Origin of the sequence: Chloroflexus islandicus, from assembly GCF_001650695.1 — a bacterium.
GTDB lineage: Bacteria > Chloroflexota > Chloroflexia > Chloroflexales > Chloroflexaceae > Chloroflexus > Chloroflexus islandicus.
Genome location: NZ_LWQS01000093.1, coordinates 129,140 through 148,680, shown reverse-complemented (window position 1 = coordinate 148,680; position 19,541 = coordinate 129,140). Strand labels below are relative to the sequence as shown.

The 19,541-nt window shown below is 56.8% G+C and carries 11 protein-coding genes; 7 read left to right on the top strand and 4 right to left on the bottom strand.

The window, feature by feature from the left end; translation table 11 throughout:
- Nucleotides 1-209: 209 nt before the first annotated feature.
- From A6A03_RS20510 to A6A03_RS20505, 3 genes are all read right to left on the bottom strand, one after another.
- On the bottom strand, nt 210-374 hold the full coding sequence (locus A6A03_RS20510) for a hypothetical protein (RefSeq protein ID WP_156525384.1): 165 nt from the start codon (nt 372-374) through the stop codon (nt 210-212).
- 227 nt (nt 375-601) lie between these two features.
- A complete protein-coding gene (locus A6A03_RS20685) occupies nt 602-766 on the bottom strand; it encodes a hypothetical protein (protein WP_172812334.1) in 165 nt (54 codons plus the stop codon).
- 228 nt (nt 767-994) lie between these two features.
- Nucleotides 995-1,159 (bottom strand): hypothetical protein, encoded by a 165-nt coding sequence (locus tag A6A03_RS20505; RefSeq protein WP_156525383.1) that lies wholly within the window; start codon nt 1,157-1,159, stop codon nt 995-997.
- Nucleotides 1,160-1,618: 459 nt separating this feature from the next.
- Between A6A03_RS20505 and A6A03_RS17660 the strand changes: the two genes are divergently transcribed.
- Nucleotides 1,619-2,032, top strand: a complete 414-nt coding sequence (locus A6A03_RS17660) for a hypothetical protein (protein ID WP_066790919.1) — start codon at nt 1,619-1,621, stop codon at nt 2,030-2,032.
- A 101-nt stretch (nt 2,033-2,133) separates the two neighbouring features.
- The gene (locus A6A03_RS17655; protein ID WP_066790917.1) at nt 2,134-2,466 is read left to right on the top strand and encodes a hypothetical protein; all 333 of its coding nucleotides are present in this window, start codon (nt 2,134-2,136) and stop codon (nt 2,464-2,466) included.
- A 476-nt stretch (nt 2,467-2,942) separates the two neighbouring features.
- On the opposite strand, the gene A6A03_RS17650 is transcribed toward A6A03_RS17655, so the two are convergent.
- Complete coding sequence (locus A6A03_RS17650; RefSeq protein WP_066790915.1) at nt 2,943-6,389, bottom strand: P-loop NTPase family protein; 3,447 nt, start codon at nt 6,387-6,389, stop codon at nt 2,943-2,945.
- Between the two features lie 451 nt (nt 6,390-6,840).
- On the opposite strand from A6A03_RS17650, the gene A6A03_RS20500 reads away from it, so the two are divergent.
- The 5 genes from A6A03_RS20500 to A6A03_RS20760 all read left to right on the top strand — a co-directional run bounded on the left by A6A03_RS20500 (nt 6,841) and on the right by A6A03_RS20760 (nt 19,526).
- Nucleotides 6,841-7,587, top strand: coding sequence for a hypothetical protein (locus A6A03_RS20500; protein ID WP_156525382.1), 747 nt, complete (start codon nt 6,841-6,843; stop codon nt 7,585-7,587).
- Nucleotides 7,588-7,810: 223 nt separating this feature from the next.
- The gene (locus A6A03_RS17640; protein WP_066790913.1) at nt 7,811-11,455 is read left to right on the top strand and encodes a helicase-related protein; all 3,645 of its coding nucleotides are present in this window, start codon (nt 7,811-7,813) and stop codon (nt 11,453-11,455) included.
- A 30-nt stretch (nt 11,456-11,485) separates the two neighbouring features.
- Nucleotides 11,486-12,340: a PD-(D/E)XK nuclease domain-containing protein gene (locus A6A03_RS21120; RefSeq protein ID WP_216636359.1), complete on the top strand. Its 855-nt coding sequence runs from the start codon at nt 11,486-11,488 to the stop codon at nt 12,338-12,340.
- 39 nt (nt 12,341-12,379) lie between these two features.
- Nucleotides 12,380-15,661 (top strand): DUF1156 domain-containing protein, encoded by a 3,282-nt coding sequence (locus A6A03_RS20965; RefSeq protein WP_066790912.1) that lies wholly within the window; start codon nt 12,380-12,382, stop codon nt 15,659-15,661.
- A 34-nt stretch (nt 15,662-15,695) separates the two neighbouring features.
- A complete protein-coding gene (locus A6A03_RS20760) occupies nt 15,696-19,526 on the top strand; it encodes an REP-associated tyrosine transposase (protein ID WP_066790911.1) in 3,831 nt (1,276 codons plus the stop codon).
- The last annotated feature ends 15 nt before the right edge of the window (nt 19,527-19,541 follow it).

The window sequence follows — 19,541 nt, the reverse complement described above, 5'->3', positions numbered from 1 at the left end:
CGCTCGGCGATACGCTCCCCTCTCCCGCGCTAGTGGGAGAGGGGCAGGGGGTGAGGGTATACCAGTGCATTGCAAAGCCATCAATCACATCTGCGCTCATGGGTTCTGCCCACCCTTGAAATCCCGTGCAGCAGGAGAAGGGCACTGCTGCACGCTAAGGGTGCGCGATCTAGCACGAGTGTGCCTGCGGCGCAGACGTTGCCCTTGTCTCACGCGCTCTTGACCTTAATCGGACGCCGGATCGCCTTGGGATGCCAAAACGGCGCGGGCGGCGGGTCGGATTGTTTGCGCTCCGGCTTTTGGTCAGGTGGGTTGGGTAGCGCAGGTGGGACGGCGGGCGGGGCGACGCGCACGAGGCGAGGTAGCAGCGGCATCACAGGGATCCTTGCTCGTCAAGATGAAAGAGTCTTCATATAGGAAACCGCGCGAAATCGGAAAAAGATTCGCGGTTGTTGCGGGGATTTTGGGAGACCCTCATCCCTCTCCCTTCTCCCGCTGTGCGGGAGAAGGGCACTACTGCGTTAGCGGATAGGAAAGACCCGTGCAATGAGGGCGTAATCTCTGGCCGGATCGCGCCTGCGGCGCAGGCGTTGCCCTTGTCTCACGCACTCTTGACCTTAATCGGGCGCCGGATCGCCTTGGGATACCAGAAGGGCGCGGGCGGCGGGTCGAATTGCTCACGCTCCGGCTTTTGGTCAGGTGGGTTGGGTGGCGCCGGCGGAACGGCGGGCGGGGCGACGTTGAGCAAGCGGGTTAGCAGTGACATAGCGTCTATCCTATCGGCTGTGAGATGAAAAAGTATTCATGTAAGAAATCGCGCAAAATAGGCAAAAGGATGCGCGGTTGTTGCGGGGATTTTGGGATACTCTCATCCCTCTCCCTTCTCCCGCTACGCGGGAGAAGGGAGATGCTGGATTGGCGGATGGAGACGGTTTGTGCGCTCAGGGCGCGCACGCGCGCCGCATCGATCCTGTGAAGCGGTCGTTGCCATATATCACGCGCTCTTGACCTTAATCGGGCGCCGGATCGCCTTGGGATACCAGAAGGGCGCAGGCGGTGGGGTGGATTGCTCGCGCTCCGGCTTTTGGTCGGGTGGGTTGGTCGGTGCCGGCGGAACGGCAGGCGGGGCAACGCGCACGAGGCGAGGTAGCAGCGACATCACGTGGCTCCTTGCTAGGCAAGATGAAAGAGTCTTCATATAGGAAACCGCACGAGATTGGAAAAAGATGCGCGGTTTTTGCGGGGATTTTGGGCAACTCCTATCTTCTCCAGATCAAGCTGGCTGAGCGGGTTTCACAAAGGCGCGTCTACCTCTCAGAGGGCAGATAGGCCGTTTTTGCGGGAATGGTGAGATAGAGGGTTGTTCAGATAAGTTATGGGACAACCGCGCAGCCTGATTGGCAGACGTTGATGGAATGGTGCGACAGAGGGTTGGTCAGATACGTTGTGGGGGAGCCGTCTTGTGTGATGAGGGAGGAGTCCACCCAACCAACCCCTTGACACGAACTCGCTCACCTGCTACACTACTGCATAATTGAACATTTGTTCGCTGTTTTGCTGTCCACGTGATCATTATCACGCTCTATCTCCCTTCAATGCAGAAAAGACACTTGCACCGATGGCTTCCCCCGAAATCTTGCGCACCATCGAAGAACTGGCCGATGCACGCGATGCGCGTGCGGCATTAGCTGCGGCGTACGATGCGAAGAAGGCGGACATCATGCGCCAAGTCGCGGACGAATTGGCGGCGCTTGATGCCGAGTACACGCCGTTGCTGGCAGCCTCAGACGCGCAGATCAAGACCTTGGAACAGGACATCCGTGCCGCAGTCCTTCAGCATGGTGCATCGGTACGCGGCAGTCGCATGCAAGCGGTCTATATCAGAGGGCGCACCACGTGGGATACGAAGGGCCTGCTGCGCTATGCGGCACACCACCCCGATGTCTTGGTCTACCGCAAGGAGCCGGCGCCAACGGTGCAATTGCGGATGATAAAAGAGGAGCCGGCGCCAGCGGAGTTGGTGGTATCGTAGGCCGCTAGTGCGCCTGCTGGCCGGCTGCGGCGAGGGTTGTGTGAGACCTCCGCCTGCGCAATGTTACACCAAGCCGTGATCTGCACCGAAGTCTCGCCGGCATGTACCGGATTGCCTGCCAATGGCGTGACCCTGCCCTCCTCCGGGCGGTTTTGTTGGTGCAGGAAACATGGCACGGGCAGCGCGGCCAATGGCAAGATCCGCTGCAACCACCACCGGCCCGGCCCGTCCGGCAATGGTTGCAGTGGATCGGCAGGGCCGTGCTGGCGGCGCTGGCACTGATCGTCGCTGCTCTCACCGGCAGCGTACAGGAGGCGATAGGTCAGTGGCTGGCGGGGTGGCTAGATCAGCCGGCGCTGCTGGTGCTGCTGGCGGCGCTGGCGCTGCTCGGTGGCGGCATTGCTTGGCTCCAACAGCGACGGCGTGAACGATGAAGCATTCGTGTCTTTTTTTGATTTGTCTTGAGCGTGACGTCGATCAAATACGACGTGAATGCTGCCAGCTCTTTTGCCGGCAACTAGAATCGCCTTCAGTGTTCACTGCTAGAACAAGGAACATCCATGTTGGCAAGCAGCTTATGCCGGTCATCTGACGATGATCACGAGTGAGCAGGCGTGGCTTGAGACGCTAACCAAACCGTTGCGCGATTATGCCCCAAAGTTAGCGGGGTTATTTCGCGCCTTTCTCATGATCGAGAACATTATTGCCTGTTACCCTTTCCGTATCGGAACAAGCAGACCGGCTTCGCGCCCTAGGTTTGAAAACGCCTGATGCACTGCACGCAGCGACAGCGCTGGCGTATCAATGCACATTGTTACCAATGATCCCATCTTCCGCCGTGTTCCCCACCTCCCGGTTGTCGGGCTGGCCGATGTGTTACAGAGCATGGATGAATACCTCCCCCTTCCCGCTACCCCCAACATTGCCCCGTCGCAATGATCGCCTGTGCCAGCGCCGCCACTGCCGGTTGGCGGTGGTGTTCGCCGAGCGCCGCGATCCACGGCGCCAGCGCCGCCAGATCGTTGAGCAGGGGCGGACGGCCATGGCGGGCAAGGCGGCGCAGCGTTTGGGCGAAGAGAGCGGTGTTGTGGCGGTGCGTTGCGGCGAGCTGCGGGGCAAGGGCGGTGAGCGTTTCAGTGCGAGCGCGGTGCTCGGTATGGGTAGTGGCGGCATCGAGAGCGCCGGCCAACGCCTCCGCGCGATTAGCAGGTGGAAGGTGGGCAACGAGGTTTGTGAGGACGTTAGCGCGTTGTTCGGCTTCAATGATAGCGTGAGCAGCGACGAGCGCTTCTGCTAGCGCTTCTTCCCGTTCAGTGGGTGGGAGATGGGGCGCGAGTTCGATGAGCAGGTCGGCACGCATCTTAGCATCGGGCATAGCAAGGACGGTGGCAAGAATCTCGGCCAGTAGTGTCATTTGGTCATTGGGTCGCAGGTAGCGGGCGCAGGTGATGAGCACACTGGAACGGATATACTCATTGGTAATGGTGTTGGTAATCGCAAGAGCTTCGTCTAGCCGATCGGGTAACAAATAGAGAGCAATGTTGGAAAGGGCCCTGTCACGGTTCGGAACGATGTGGATAGCCTTGGCAGCAGCAAGCGCTTCAGCCAGTAACTTCATTGGTTCCGCCGGCGGGAGGGGTGGCATAGGAGTGGCGATCATCTCCCGGCGGGACTGCTCAGCGGTGATGGCGTGGGCGATCTCAAGGGCTTCGATCAGCCGATCGGGTGCGATGCTCGGGCAGAAAGTAGTGAGAACCCAAGTACGAGACTGTTCGTCGTTAAAATCGAGAGCAGCGATGATGGCTTCGGCTAGCAGGTTAGGGGAGAGGCGGGGGGCAAGGGCTGTGAGCGTCATAAAGCGGTATTGCTTTGAATCAATAGAGGTGGCAACAGCGAGGGCCTTAGCCAATAGCCGGTCTGGCAGGTGGGGGGCAAGGCGGGTGAGCACCTGAGCGCGCCACAATTCGTTATCGATGAAGCGGGTAGCAGTGAGTGCCTCGGTAAGCACCGCATCTTGCTCAGTGATTGGGAGGAAGGGGGCGAGGACGGCAAGCGTTGCAGCGCGATTTCCGGTAGAAGAGCGGACGGTGAGGAGGGCTTTGGCGATCAAGTCGGGTGAGAGGCGGTGGACGATTTGGGCGAGCGCATAAGATCGTAAGCCGTCATCATCAATGGCAAGAGCGGTAGTAAGAGCCGTGTCTAGCGCTTGTGCTTGAGCGTCAGCTAGGAGGTGAGGGGCGAGGCTAACGAGCGCACGGATACGGAACGAATGACGGGTGATAGCGCGGGTGATGGCGAGGGACTCAGCTCGGATTGCTTCTTGTTCAGCGGGCGGCAGGTATGGAATGAGGGCGGTAAGCGCGTGAGTACGCGCGTCCTGATCACTGATCGCAGTGGCGGCAGCGAGCGCCTCAGCCAGCAGATGCGGGGGAAGCGGATCGAGGTTGGTGAGCGACTGAGCATGGTCATCTGTCGTAGCAGCGGTGCGATTGGCGGCGGGGTTTGCGCGGTAGGCTTGGTTATATTTGCGAACCGCATCATTTGCTTTCTTGGCGGCGCGAATGGCGGCGAGCGCCTCAGCCAGTGCCTCTTCTCGATCCGTGGGCGATAGGTGGGGGGCGAGGGCGGTGAGCGCTGCGGCGCGCCACCCATCCTTACCAATAGCCCGCGCCACTTCTAAAGCCTGTTCCCACGGCAGATTGACGCCGTGGTCGAGCAATGCCTTCAGACACGCCGCTTGTAGCGCTGCATCCGGCATCTGCGCAATCACCTCTAGCGCTGCCGCTGCGCTCCACGCACCCTCAGGCGTGCCCACCTTCACGAGTTGTACCAGTAGCTCTGGCTGCAAATGATGCTTCCGGCTACGCAAGCTAGCCTCGATCAACGCGCAGCGCAGCATGATTCCGAGATCACCCTGCTCTTCAGCGTAGCGCCAAAGCACATCAAGGTCACTCAGGTAGCCGGCAGCACTGCCTTCAACCGCGAAGCGCGCCGTTTGCCAAGGCTGGATAAAGCGGTCTCCACCCGTTGAGGGCATCATCTCGGTCAAAACGTGCCGTAGTTGTGACCATTGTCCGGCGGCAGCGAGGTGCTTCACCCAGTATTGGCGGAGGTAATCGGGCAGCGGTTGGTTGCGAGTAGCGTACCACGACTCACCGTCCTTGATCACCTGTTGCTGGAGCTGTTTGTGATCGTTGGGCGAGGAGATCTGTTCAAGCAAGACTTCACGCAGGCGCTGGTGACAGAAGGCGTAGGTATGGTCACCGGCAGTGATCACGAAGCGGGCGACGGGATCATTATTCACCGCATCAGCAATAGCGTTCTGCGTGCTGAAAAACGCTGGCGCCAGCGCTTGCACATCGCTAGCGCTTAATGGCCCGTAGGCCGCCGCACACAGCCTCAATAGCGCTTCAATGGCCTCTCCTTTACGCGCACGCAGCGTTTCAAGCCAGTCCTTGAGGAACGCTTCAAGACCGCGTGGTCGCTGACTCAATGACTCTGGCTCTATCTGGCCGCTGATAAGTGCCTTGATCAGCAGGTTAGCGGTCAACGGATCCCCGGCACTCACCCGGTAAAACTGTTCGACAAACGCTGGGTTGTTTGCATACGCGACGATCGGTGAGCCACTCTGGCGCAACAGCGCAGCGATCGCGGGCTGTTTCAGCGGATGCAGATCGAAAAACTTCACGTTCACGGCATCCCAACCTACATGGCGCCGCCAGTCATTACGGTCAGCGTTTGCTTGCTGCCGGGCCGACAGAACGATCTTGAGGCCGGACTGCGGTATGACTGCGCAGAGCGGGCCAACCGCCCAGCCGGTTGCTTCGTCAATGCCATCGAGCACGACGAGCGCTTTGGTTCTAGCAGGCAGCGGGTAGCTCAGGTAAACGGTAATGATATCCCGTAGAATATCTGGGGACTGATCATACGTGAGCAAGCAATCCAGATCGTCGTGCAGGCTAGCGAGACCATACGCCAACAGGCTTAATGCTGTCTGCTCGCCGGCGGTTTGGTGACGAATGCTGATCGGCACGAAGACAATGCGCCACCGCGGCTGTTTCCGTTGCACGCGGGCAAGCCAGTGAACGAGCAACGTCGTTTTACCGATGCCGGCCGGAGCGACAAGGAGGCCGAACGGGTGATTCGGGCTGGCGAGAAAAGCGTCAAGCGCGGCCAGTTCCGCATCGCGCCCGCCGAACATAGCGCTATGGTGCGCGATCAGCGGTCGTACCAGCGCGCTAAGCGAGGGCGGTAGCGGACGTAAAATCTGCCGGTATGTCGTGACAATCGCTTGAGCGGCGGCGCCAAGGGCGCTGCCACCGCCACTTAGATTTTGGGTATGATCGGGTTGCATCATACGGTGTTACCTTTCATTGTGTATTTGGTGTTCACCACCTATACCCATACCCGCTGCGCCGTTGTGAATGTCTCATAGACTCGAGGCTGCCTAGCCAGCGCTCTCAGATAAGTTCGTTGGCTGGGATGCCCTACTGCACCTCGTAGGATATTCTTTGCCGTAGCGATGATCGTTGCTTGTTCCGCATTCGGATCAGCCGGGTGAGCGTGGATAACGGCAACCTCATGCGCGCCAGCAACAGTGCGGTGTAGGTGCAACCGGGGTGCGTGCTGGGAAGTCGCCGATGCCGATGATGAAAGCGTGGCTGCGAGGGAAGATGCTTTGCCGTGCGATGATGCAGCTATTATACCTGTTGGCGAGCGAGGTTGGAAGGGGCTAGAAACACACCCGAAAGCTTCGTCGAGAATGCAATCACTATTCATTGACGAAGTGCTTAGGATGTTACCGTTCGATGAAACCAGTTCGCCAGTGCTGCGTACATGATCACGATGTTCTATCTTCACTTGCACTCTTGCCGGAGAACAACATGCGTTTCTACACCACTTCGCACGGCGCTCGCTGCAATTCACGCATATGGCCAACCCTTTGCCGATACTGTGGTCAACGAGTATTTTATTTCACCTGTGATTGCGGTTGCAAAGTCTTCTTTGATGAGCTAGGGGCGCCGTGGCCGAAACATCAATGCCGTGGTTATCTTAATTCCTTAATCGAAACCTATGGGCGTGAGGTCATTGAGCGCGGGATGGCAGTGATGATGATGACGCCGGGCATTGAGTCATCTTATGCGAGCAAGGTGCAAAAAGCCTATGAGCAGGAAGTGCGGCAACCGGCTCCCAAAAAGAATATTATCCGGCGCGATCCTGTACACGGCGCTCGTGAGGACGTGGTTGGGATTGTGCGCGAGTTGATTGATGATGTCAATGTTTTTAAGCGCATAGGTGCGAGTGATAATCTGTTTAGTCGCGCAATGCTCAGATCGCTTGCCAAAGCGCAATGTGTCCAGATAACGATTCATACTGGCGCTTTAGCCAGCGCTGATAATTACAGGTTCACTTTTCTGGTGGACAAGCAGTTGCTGATGCAGCAATCCATCGTGAAGGGCGCGCTGATTCGTTGCCAACTGCACAGTTTGGTTGTACCGGGATGGAATCCGATCTGGATTTGTGATCGAGTGCGTAGTCCGTTTGAGGAGGATTAAAGGCTGGTTGATAGAATACGAAAGTGATTCATCCAGTCTAGTGATGAATACACATGCACGTAAGGCATGGATTGGATCACTTTCCAATGCCAGCATTTATCTGCCAATATTCTTCACGCTCTTGACTTCAGATTAGGTGACGATATCATTATCACATATCACAACCCGCAGAATCGCAGCGTTAGCCCATCATGCTGGCGCCTGAGCAGAAATGTCACTAGTTATGGCTCGGCTCGAAGAGTTAATTCGTGGTGTTGCCGTGAAAGGCATCCTCCCTGATGAGGAGGTGACGGTGGTTGATGTGGTCTGGTACGGCACCGAGGCAATTGAATTGACCTACAAAGATGCTGCTGGTCGTCTGGGCCACGAACTGCTCTATCGCGATCGCGAACCGGCGCTGGAGATTGCGGCAGCGGGCCGTCATTGGAGCTTTGATGGCGATGGCGCGCGGTTTCGTCTTGTGGCTGAGGCCTACCGAATTAGGTTGGCCTATCTGTTTGATCCAGTGCTGGCCGTGCATAGTTCGCTTGTTGATCCGCTGCCGCATCAGATCACGGCGGTATATGGCGAGATGCTCACTCGACAGCCGTTGCGTTTCTTGTTGGCCGATGATCCCGGCGCCGGCAAAACGATTATGGCCGGTTTGCTGATTAAAGAACTGATTGTGCGTGGCGATGTGCAACGTTGCCTCATCGTGGCCCCCGGCAGTTTGGTCGAGCAGTGGCAAGATGAGTTAGATCGGCGGTTTCATCTTCCGTTTGATATTCTGACCCATGATCAGCTCGAAGCAGCGCGCACCGGCAATTGGTTTCACGAACATCCGTTAGCAATCGCGCGTCTTGATAAGCTTTCGCGCAGCGATGATGTGCAGGCTAAGCTTAGGCAAACTGATTGGGATTTGGTCATTATCGACGAGGCGCATAAACTGTCAGCAACGTTTTCAGGTGGTGAAATTAGCTACACCAGACGTTACCATCTTGGCCAGTTGCTCGGCAACATTACCCGGCATCTGCTCTTACTTACCGCGACACCCCATAATGGGAAGGAAGAGGATTTTCAGCTCTTTATGGCATTACTTGATCCCGATCGGTTTGAAGGACGTTTCCGCAGCGGCGTTCACCGGACTGATGTGTCTGACTTGATGCGGCGTCTTACCAAAGAGCAATTGGTGACGTTTGATGGACGTCCGTTGTTTCCCGAACGGCGCGCTTATACCGTAACTTACACGCTCTCAGAACTGGAAGCGGATTTGTATGATGCAGTCACGGCCTATGTGCGCGAAGAGTTTGATCGAGCCGAGGCGCTTGGCAATAATGGCCGGAAGGGAACAGTTGGCTTTGCGTTGACAACGTTGCAGCGCCGGCTTGCTTCGTCGCCTGAAGCCATTTACCAATCGTTGCGCCGGCGCCGTGAACGGTTGCAGGCGCGGTTACAGGAAGTGCGGCAGCAGGCCGTATTGGTCGGAGGAAGTGCGCTGTTGCCGGAAATCGAACTGGATCTTGATGATTTGGCTGATCTTGATGATGCTCCTGATCTAGAGATTGAGGAGACTGAAGATCGGGTGGTCGATCAGGCAACTGCCGCACGCACTATTGCTGAGTTAGAAGCTGAAATCTCGATTCTTGTTCAGCTTGAGGAGTTAGCGTCGCGTGTGCGCCGGAGCGGAAAAGATCGCAAGTGGGAAGAGTTATCGCAATTGCTCCAGCACGAAGAGGCGATGTTTGATGCGCATGGTCACCGGCGTAAATTGGTCATCTTTACCGAGCATCGCGATACGCTTCGGTATCTGGTTGATCGCATCAGTTCGCTGCTGGGCCGCACCGAAGCGGTCGTGATGATTCACGGCGGTATGGGTCGTGATGAGCGTCGCAAGATGCAAGAACGCTTTACGCAGGATCCGGAAGTGCAGGTGTTGGTAGCGACTGATGCTGCCGGTGAGGGAATCAACTTACAACGCGCTCACCTGATGGTCAACTATGATTTACCGTGGAACCCAAACCGGCTTGAGCAGCGATTTGGCCGGATTCATCGCATTGGTCAAACGGAGGTATGCCATCTATGGAATCTGGTTGCGGATGAGACGCGCGAGGGTGAAGTTTACTATCGCTTGTTGCGCAAACTTGACGAGGAACGCCGCGCGTTGAGCGGGCGGGTGTTTGATGTGCTTGGGAAGTTGAAGTTTGCTGATCGTTCGCTCCGCGATTTGCTGATCGAAGCGATCCGGTATGGTGATCGGCCAGATACACGCGCACGGTTGTCACAAGTGATCGATACGGCGCTCGATCGCCAGCGTCTTATCGAGTTGCTGGAAGAGCGCGCACTTGCTCGTGATACGATGGATGCCAGTCAGGTGCGGCGCATTCGCGAAGACATGGAACGAGCTGAAGCGCGTCGCGTGCAGCCGCATTTTATTGCCGCTTTCTTTCGCGAAGCGTTCAAGCATCTCGGCGGCAGTATCTACGAGCGTGAAATGCAGCGCTACGAAATCACCTATGTCCCACCAATCATACGTAACCGGGATCGGATCCTTGGTGCGCGTGCAGGCATCCTCTCGCGTTATGAGCGTATTACCTTCGCGAAAGACCGCATTAACGCAACCGGCAAACCGCCGGCAACCTTTATCTGTCCGGGTCATCCGCTCCTTGACGCGACGATCGATGTGATCTTAGAACGTGAGCGCCATCTGTTGAAGCGTGGCGCTGTACTGGTTGCGCCTGACGATCCTAGTGAAACGCCACGTGTCCTGTTCTTTATCGAGCATGCCATCCAAGATGCGCACACCGATCGCAATGGTAATCGCCGGATTGTATCGCGCCAATTACAGTTTGTCGAAATCGACGCGACCGGGCAGGCGCGCATCGCTGGCTATGCACCATATTTGGATTACCGTCCGTTGCGAGCGGAGGATTGGGGTTCTGCGCAACCTGAGGAGATTAACAAAGGTGAGCGCGATGAGGGTGTGTCGTCAACTCCTGCCCTCTCGCCGCTTATCTCAGCAGTGCTCTCCTCGATCTCTGCATTTCCTCTTGCCGCTGAAGAACATGCCATTCGCTATGCTATCAAAGAGTTGGTGCCGCGCCATTTGGACGAAGTTTCCCAGCGTAAAGCAGAATTAGTCGACAAGACGATGCAAGCGGTTCAAGAGCGATTGACCAAAGAGATTATCTATTGGGATCAGCGCGCAGTTGAGCTTCAACTACAGGAAGAGGCAGGAAAAAAACCACGGCTCAATTCAGCCCGTGCTCGCCAGCGTCGAGATGAGCTTGAGGCTCGGTTGCGCCGGCGTATGGAAGAACTAGCCCAAGAGCGCCGTGTTGCGCCGTTACCGCCGGTGATTATCGGTGGGGCGCTGATCATTCCCGGTGGCTTGCTTGCCCGTCTCAACGGTGTGCGAAGCGCCGATCCAACCCTGTTTGCCCGCGAAACCCGGCGGGTTGAATTGGCAGCGATGGCAGCGGTGATGGCGGTTGAGCAACGGCTCGGTTTTATACCCCACGATGTCAGCGCCGAGAAGCGTGGCTATGACATCGAATCGCGCATTCCCGGCGCCGGCCAGTTGCGGTTCATTGAAGTCAAAGGCCGGGTGCAGGGCGCTACCACTGTCACAGTGACGAAGAACGAAATCTTGACGGCATTGAATAAGCCTGATGACTATATCCTCGCCTTAGTCGAAGTGCCATCGGCGGGTTTTGCTGAAGGCGACGCTTTTGCCACCGGTGTGGCTGAGGCGCGCAACGACTATGTGACTGGCGCAGGATGTATGGTACGCTATGTATACCGGCCGTTTACCCGTGAGCCTGATTTTGGCGTAACCAGCGTCAATTACGATTGGAGCGACTTGTGGGCGCGGGGAGAGGTGATGATCTAAATAATACTCTATACCAACAAGAAGTGTTATATGCCGTTCAAGCCAACCAAACCCGATCAGGAACAGCGTCCCGCTTTACGTTTGCCGCGCGAGGAGGCGGTTAAGAAATTAACAGCGCATATTGCCAAAGGGCGTGAACTTTTGAAGGAACCTATTCAGACCAAAGATCAATTACAAGATGTTCGCGCAGCGTTTACAAACTGGCGAGATTATGGTAAAGAATTGCTTCGAGATCTATTTAGCACGAGTGAACTGGCTGATGAGTTTTCGCGTGTTGGCCTTGTCATGTTCAGCGTTCCGAGTCCGCTCTATGAAGATATTGAGGCATTTAGGGATACGGTGAAAGAACATATAAATCGCCTCACGTCGATCGTGGAACGGATTGAACTCTACCCGTTAGAAACGCCTCATTCTGCTACCCTCACGGCTATTGCAACGATTGAGCGGGTCATACGCCGCTTTCCGGCAGTAGCGCGCCAGCTTCGCCAGCGACATGGCCATCGACCGGCATTCGATGTACATGATGAATATGATGTTCAGGATCTGCTTCATGCCCTCTTACGATTGTTTTTCGATGATATCCGACCGGAAGAATGGACGCCAAGCTATGCTGGCGGCAGCGCGCGTATGGATTTTTTACTCAAGGCTGAGCATATTGTGATTGAGGTGAAGAAGACGCACCCAGGTTTGCGTGATCGCGAGATCGGCAATCAGCTTTTTGAGGATATTGCACGTTACCACAAGCATCCTGATTGCAAGACTCTGATCTGTTTCGTCTATGATCCGGATGGTTGGATTGCTAATCCCGATGGTTTAGAACGAGATCTGAGCCAAGAGATGCATGGTGTTGCGGTCAACGTTATCATTGCTCCTAAAGGCCATTAATTGCAGACGCCGTCTTGAAATCTTAGGTGAAACCATACCATGCCCACGCGCAAACTCATCGAAGTTGCCCTGCCGCTCGATGCTATCAACAAAGAAGCGGCTCGCGAGAAGTCGATCCGGCACGGTCATCCTAGTACGCTGCATCTTTGGTGGGCGCGACGACCGCTTGCTGCTTGCCGCGCAGTCCTCTTCGCCTCATTGATCGATGATCCGAGCAGCCATCCCGATCAGTTTCCAACCGAAGAGGATCAGCAGCGTGAGCGTGAGCGGTTATTTGGCATTATCGAACGGTTGGTCAAGTGGGAGAATGCCCATAATGAGGAAATCCTACGCGAAGCACACAACGAGATCCTTAAGCATACCAACGGCTATCCACCACCGGTTTATGACCCATTTGCCGGAGGTGGTTCGATCCCGCTTGAGGCGCAGCGGTTAGGTTTGGAAGCGCATGCCTCTGATCTTAACCCGGTAGCGGTACTGATTAATAAGGCGCTGATCGAATTGCCGCCAAAGTTTGCCAATCTACCGCCGGTAAGCAGTGAACATCAGACATCCCTCGCAGAGTCACTCTCCTCCTTGTTTTCTTTGCCATCTTACCGCGGTGCTGCTGGCTTAGCGGCTGATGTGCGCTACTACGGCAAATGGATGCGTGATGAAGCTGAACGACGGATCGGCTATCTCTACCCCAAAGTCAAGCTGCCTAAAGACTATGGTGGCGGTGAGGCAACAGTGATTGCGTGGTTGTGGGCGCGTACCGTGAAGTGCCCCAATCCGGCCTGTGGGGCGCAGATGCCGCTAGTGCGCTCGTTTGAGTTATCGAAGAAAAAGGGAAAAGAGCATTGGGTTGAACCGGTAATTGAATTTGTGAACACTAGCGGGCCAGCGGCCCGCGCCCCGGAGGGGGAATGGAGCGCGGGCGGCTCGCCCGCGGGGGATGAACGGAGCGCGGGGATGGGCGGGCCAGCGGCCCGCGCCCCGGAGGGGGAATGGAGCGCGGGCGGCTCGCCCGCGGGGGACGAATGGAGCGCGGGGATGGGCGGGCCAGCGGCCCGTGCCCCGGAGGGGGAATGGAGCGCGGGCGGCTCGCCCGCAGGGGACGAATGGAGCGCGGGCGGCTCGCCCGCAGGGGACAAATGGAGCGCGGGGATGGGCGGGCCAGCGGCCCGCGCCCCGGAGGGGGAATGGAGCGCGGGCGGCTCGCCCGCAGGGGACGAATGGAGCGCGGGCGGCTCGCCCGCAGGGGACAAATGGAGCGCGGGGATGGGCGGGCCAGCGGCCCGCGCCCCGGAGGGGGAATGGAGCGCGGGCGGCTCGCCCGCGGGATCAACAACCCGCGCCTCAGTGCGAGTTCGTTTCACCGTGCGCAGCGGCTCAGGCAAGCCGCCGGCCGGAACCGTTGGCCGGCGTGGCGCGCGATGTTTGTGCTGCGATACTGCGGTGCCGCTAGAGTATATTCGCGCCGAAGGCCGGGCCGGACGCATGGGCGCTCAGATGATGGCGATTGTGGCCGAAGGGCGGGGCGGACGGATCTATCTGCCGCCGGTTGCCGAGCATGAACAGGCTGCCTTGCGCGCGCACCCGGCATGGGCGCCGGAAACCGATTTGCCTGAGCAGGCACTTGGCTTCCGAGTACAAAATTATGGCTTTACCAAACATCGCGATCTCTTCACCCCCCGCCAACTCGTGGCATTGACCACCTTCAGCGATCTGATCGGCGAGGCGCGGGTAATGGTGCAGCGCGACGCTGCCCGCGCTGGGTTTATCCCTGATCCGGCAGCGTATGCCGATGCGGTGGCGACGTATTTGGCGTTTTCTGTTAGCAAAGCGGCTGATCTCGCCTCCAGTCAGTGCCATTGGCAACCCAATCCACAGCACTTAAAAATCGCCCCTACTTTTGCTCGTCACGCGCTATCTATGAATTGGGATTATGCTGAAGGTAATCCTTTTAGTGATTCTTCTGGCAATTTTTGGCGGCAAATTGAGTTAATATGTGAAGTGTTAGATGAGCTTTATATGGGACCATTGGGTCTTGTCAAACAGCAAGATGCCACTCAATTTGAGATGGTTTCTACGGCAAAAATGGTTATCTCCACCGACCCGCCCTATTACGACAATGTCCCCTACGCCGATTTGAGTGACTTCTTCTACGTTTGGCTACGCCATTCGTTGAAAGACGTGTATCCCGAACTATTTGGCACGTTGCTGGCGCCCAAAGCCGAGGAGCTGGTGGCCGAACCGTTCCGCCACGGCGGGCGCGAAGCGGCGCAACGCTTTTTCGAGGAGGGGCTGCGCAAAGTGTTTGACCGGATTCGGTCTCTTCACCATCCCGATTACCCCCTTACTGTCTACTATGCCTTCAAGCAGGCTGAGGTTGAAACGGTTGGGGAAGGCAACGGCGCGCTGGCCGATGATGACGACGAGGCGCCGTCTGCGTCTGTAATCGCCTCGACCGGGTGGGAAACGATGTTGCAAGGGTTGATTCAAGTTGGTTTTACGATTGTAGGAACATGGCCGATTCGCACGGAGCGACCCGGACGGTTACGCGAGACCGGTTCTAATGCGCTCGCATCCTCGATTGTCCTCGTTTGTCGTCCGCGGCCGGCGGCGGCGCGGGTCGCTACCCGGCGCGAGTTTCTTAGCGCGTTGCGAGCGGAGCTACCGGAGGCGCTGCGTCGCTTGCAGCAGGGCAATATTGCCCCGGTCGATCTGGCGCAGGCGGCGATTGGTCCCGGAATGGCAGTCTTCTCGCGGTACAGCAAGGTGATTGAGGCAGATGGTTCGCCGATGCGCGTGCGCACGGCGTTGCAGATTATTAACCAAGAACTTGATGCAGTGCTGGCTGCTCAAGAGGGCGAGTTCGATAGCGCTACCCGGTGGGCAATAGCATGGTTTGAGCAGTACGGTCTCAATGAGGGGCCGTATGGTCTTGCCGAGACGCTCTCGAAGGCGAAGAATACTTCGGTTGAGGGTATGGGTGAAGCTGGGATCATTGTTGCGCGTAGCGGTAAAGTGCGGTTGCTGCGCCGTGACGAATTGCCTGCCGATTGGGAATCGCGTCGTGGGCAACGCATGACCATTTGGGAGATTACCCAGTATTTGGTCTACGCGTTAGAGCAGCGGGGCGAGAATGGGGCAGCCGCGTTGCTGGCGCAGCTTGGCGGTGAAGGAGAGATTGCCCGTGATCTGGCGTACCGGCTGTATATGACGTGCGAGCGGAAAGGGTGGGCGCAAGAGGCGCAGGCGTATAACAGTCTGGTGGTTGCGTGGCCAGAGATCCGGCGTTTAGCGGCCGGCTCGATGCAGAATGCGATGAAGCTGTAAGTAGTAATGAAGTGGCCAGCGAGGATTGGTAGGAATGGCGAAGAAGCTGATCGAAGTATCAATACCGTTAGAGGCGATTAACCGGGCGGCAGCGCGTGAGCGATCGGTGCGGCAAGGCCATCCGAGCAAATTGCATCTCTGGTGGTCACGTAAGCCATTAGCTGTATGCCGTGCGGTGCTTTTTGCGTCGTTGATCGATGACCCTGATCAGCCGGGTGTGGCGCCGGATTTGCTGGCCGAAATTGACCAATTGCCCAATCCGCCGACTGTCCAAGATGATTGGCATCGTCTGACTATTGGCGAACAGCGCCGTCAAAAGTTATTTGCCTTCATTGAACGTCTCATCGCTTGGGAAAGCAGTAATGACGAGGCTGTTCTCAACATTGCCCGACGCTTCATTCACGTTGCCACTGGCGGTAACCCGCCACCAGTGTATGATCCGTTTACTGGCGGCGGCTCGATCCCGCTCGAAGCCCAGCGATTGGGGTTGGATTCCGTCGCTTCCGATCTTAACCCGGTGGCGGTGTTGATGAGCAAGGCGTTGATTGAACTGCCGGCGCCGTTTCTTGGGATGCCGCCGGTTAATCCCGCTAGCCGTTCAGCATTGTCTGCGCCGCGCGCGCCGGAAGAGGCAGGAGCGCCATCCCCGAGTATACACAAAGGCTGGTATTCACGCGGCTACTTGCCTCACTTTGATCATCCCGGACTTGTCCAAATGATTACGTACCGTCTTGCCGACTCTGTCCCTGTGGCCCAGTGGGCGGAATGGCAGTCTATGCATCCGCATATCAGTGATGAAGACCGCCGCAATATGGTAGAAGCGTATCTCGATGCCGGGTATGGTTCGTGCAGCTTACGGGATGAACGTGTTGCGCGGCTGGTCGAAGAGAACCTCATGCATTTTGATGGCCAGCGTTATCGCTTATTGGCTTGGGTTATTATGCCGAACCACGTTCATGTCCTGATCGAAACATTTCCCGGTTATCCACTTGATAGAATTGTTCATTCTTGGAAATCATATACCGCGAAGGAAGCTAATAAGATTTTAGGTCGAACTGGGGAGTTTTGGCAGGCTGATTATCTTGATCGTTATATTCGTGATGAGCAACATTTACATAGTGCAATCCACTATATTCATGAGAATCCGGTAAAGGCGGGTTTGGTTGTGCGTTCTGAGGAATGGAAGTTTAGTAGTGCGAATTGTATAGTTCACTACGCGGGCGAGCCGCCCGCGCTCCATCCCCCGGCTGGGGCGCGGGCCGCTGGCCCGCCCATCGCCGCGCTCCATTCGGCTCCGGCGGGCGAGCCGCCCGCGCTCCATCCCCCCGTTGGGGCGCGGGCCGCTGGTCCGCCCATCCCCGCGCTCCATTCGGCTCCGACGGGCGAGCCGCCCGCGCTCCGTTCGGCTCCGGCGGGCGAGCCGCCCGCGCTCCATCCCCCCGCTGGGGCGCGGGCCGCCGGCCCGCCCATCCCCGCGCTCCATTCGGCTCCGACGGGCGAGTCGCCCGCGCTCCGTTCGGCTCCGGCGGGCGAGCCGCCCTCGCTCCATTCGGCTTCGGCGGGCGAGCCGCCCGCGCTCTATGCTCCCACTGGGGTGCGGGCCGCTGATCCGCAACGTGAAAGGGTTGCGGGTCTCGTGGCTGATATACAGTACTATGGCCAATGGATACAGGATGAAGCCAAACGTCGTATTGGTTATGCATATCCCAATGCGGTAGTCTTTCTCGATCATACTGACGGCGCCATACTATCGGCAAGGGAGGCTGCTGCTCGCTACCCTCATCTCAATCTGACCGAGCATGGTGCAATTTCTCCCATTCTATCCTCGCTTTCTTTGCCTATTGCCGTGTGGCTTTGGACGCGAACGGTTCGTTGCCCGAACCCCTCGTGTGGCGCGCAGATGCCATTAGTCAATTCGTTTGTATTGTCAACAAGAAAAGGGCGTGCCGCTTGGGCGGAACCGGTTATTGACCGAAATGCGAAGACGGTGCAATTCATGGTTCGCCATACACCGCCACCGCCATTAGAAGGGACTGTTGGCCGGAATGGTGCGCGTTGTTTGGTTTGCAATCATGCAGCCTCGCTTCAGTATGTGCGTGATGAAGGACAGGCTGGTCGTCTCGGCGAGCAGTTAATGGCCATAGTGGCTCTTTACAATGAGGAGCGGGTCTTTTTATCACCTGATCCGCAAACTGTTGTTACTAATCTTCAGCCGAGTTGGCGACCTGATATTGAGATGGTTCGTAATCCTCGGCACATGACGCCGCCATTGTACGGGATGAGGACGTTTGATCGACTCTTCTCGCCACGCCAATTGCTGGCAATGACAACGTTCAGCGATCTGATCCGTGAAGTGCGTGGTCAAATTCTAGCTGATGCGACACTCAGTGGCGATCGCGATAGCGAAGCTTACATGCGAACTGTAACAACCTACTTGGCATTCGCACTTGATAAAGTCGTAAATCTCTGGTCGGCGCTTACTAGTTGGAAGAGTGATGATGGCGTTGTGCGCGGTACATTTGCTCGTCAAGCGTTGGCGATGGCGTGGGTTTATGCGGAAGTGAATCCGTTTGCGCATATCAGCGAACGTTTTACGCAAGCTGTTACAAGCATTTGTGAGGTGCTTGAACATCTGGCGTTATATAAGATGGGTACAGTGGTTCAGCGTGATGCGACGGAATTATCTGAGACATCAGCATACTTGTTCGCTACCGATCCACCCTACTACGATAATATTCCTTATGCCGATTTATCTGATTACTTCTACGTCTGGCTGAGATCGACCATAGGCGATCTCTACCCTGACATGATGGGTACGTTGTTGGCCCCGAAAGCGGCTGAATTAGTTGCCGATCCAATCCGGTATGGCAGTGTTGAGCGAGCTCGTGCAAATTTTGAAGCGGGTATGCGCAAAGCCTTCACTGCTATGCGGCATATTCAGCACAAAGCCTATCCTCTGACCATCTTCTATGCGTATAAGCAGGCCGAACAGCGATCAGAGGCAATAGCCGTCACTGGTTGGGAGACAATGCTTGCTAGCTTAATCGGTGCTAACCTCATGATTACTGGTACGTGGCCGGTGCGTACAGAACGCGCTGGCCGGCTCCGCGAAACGGGGAGTAATGCGCTGGCTTCTTCAATTGTGCTTACCTGTCGTCCGCGTCCCGACGACTCGCCTGTTGCGACTCGTCGGGAGTTTTTGCATGCGCTCAAACGCGAATTGCCGCATGCGCTTCGCCAGTTGCAGCAAGGCAACATTGCGCCGGTGGATCTTGCCCAAGCTGCAATCGGGCCGGGTATGGCAGTGTTTTCGCGCTACCGTTTTGTTATTGAGTCCGGCGGCGATCCGATGACAGTACGCACTGCGTTGCAGATCATTAATCAGGAAATTGATGCAGTATTGGTTGAGCAGGAAGATGAGTTTGACGCGACGACTCGTTGGGCGATTGCTTGGTTTGAACAATATGGAGTGAGTGAAGGTCCTTACGGTGTGGCCGAGACGCTCTCCAAAGCTAAGAATACGTCAGTGGATCGCATGGTTGAGGCCGGTATTATTGTTGCGCGTAGTGGCAAGGTGCGTCTTTTGGTAGGAAAAGAACTTCCTGACCTCATCAATGCAACTCGTGTCGCTTACCTGTCAGTTTGGGAGGCGACGCAGTATGTAGTGCGGGCCTTAGTAGATGGTGGTGAACAGGCGGCTGCTACCTTGCTGCCGGTTATCGGTGAGCAGAGCGGCGCTACTCGTGATCTTGCTTATCGACTGTATACCATCTGTGAGCGCCATGGGTGGGCGCAGGAAGCAATCGGGTATAACAGTTTGGTAGTGGCTTGGCCAGACATTCAACGATTGGGAAGCGGGAAATAAGCATGCAGATAGAAG

Coding starts and splice junctions, on each gene's coding strand:
- A6A03_RS20510 (WP_156525384.1), bottom strand. CDS start 374: ATGCCGCTGCTACCTCGCCTCGTGCGCGTCGCCCCGCCCGCCGTCCCA.
- A6A03_RS20685 (WP_172812334.1), bottom strand. CDS start 766: ATGTCACTGCTAACCCGCTTGCTCAACGTCGCCCCGCCCGCCGTTCCG.
- A6A03_RS20500 (WP_156525382.1), top strand. CDS start 6,841: ATGAAACCAGTTCGCCAGTGCTGCGTACATGATCACGATGTTCTATCT.
- A6A03_RS17655 (WP_066790917.1), top strand. CDS start 2,134: ATGTACCGGATTGCCTGCCAATGGCGTGACCCTGCCCTCCTCCGGGCG.
- A6A03_RS17640 (WP_066790913.1), top strand. CDS start 7,811: ATGGCTCGGCTCGAAGAGTTAATTCGTGGTGTTGCCGTGAAAGGCATC.
- A6A03_RS20965 (WP_066790912.1), top strand. CDS start 12,380: ATGCCCACGCGCAAACTCATCGAAGTTGCCCTGCCGCTCGATGCTATC.
- A6A03_RS17650 (WP_066790915.1), bottom strand. CDS start 6,389: ATGATGCAACCCGATCATACCCAAAATCTAAGTGGCGGTGGCAGCGCC.
- A6A03_RS20760 (WP_066790911.1), top strand. CDS start 15,696: ATGGCGAAGAAGCTGATCGAAGTATCAATACCGTTAGAGGCGATTAAC.
- A6A03_RS21120 (WP_216636359.1), top strand. CDS start 11,486: ATGCCGTTCAAGCCAACCAAACCCGATCAGGAACAGCGTCCCGCTTTA.
- A6A03_RS20505 (WP_156525383.1), bottom strand. CDS start 1,159: ATGTCGCTGCTACCTCGCCTCGTGCGCGTTGCCCCGCCTGCCGTTCCG.
- A6A03_RS17660 (WP_066790919.1), top strand. CDS start 1,619: ATGGCTTCCCCCGAAATCTTGCGCACCATCGAAGAACTGGCCGATGCA.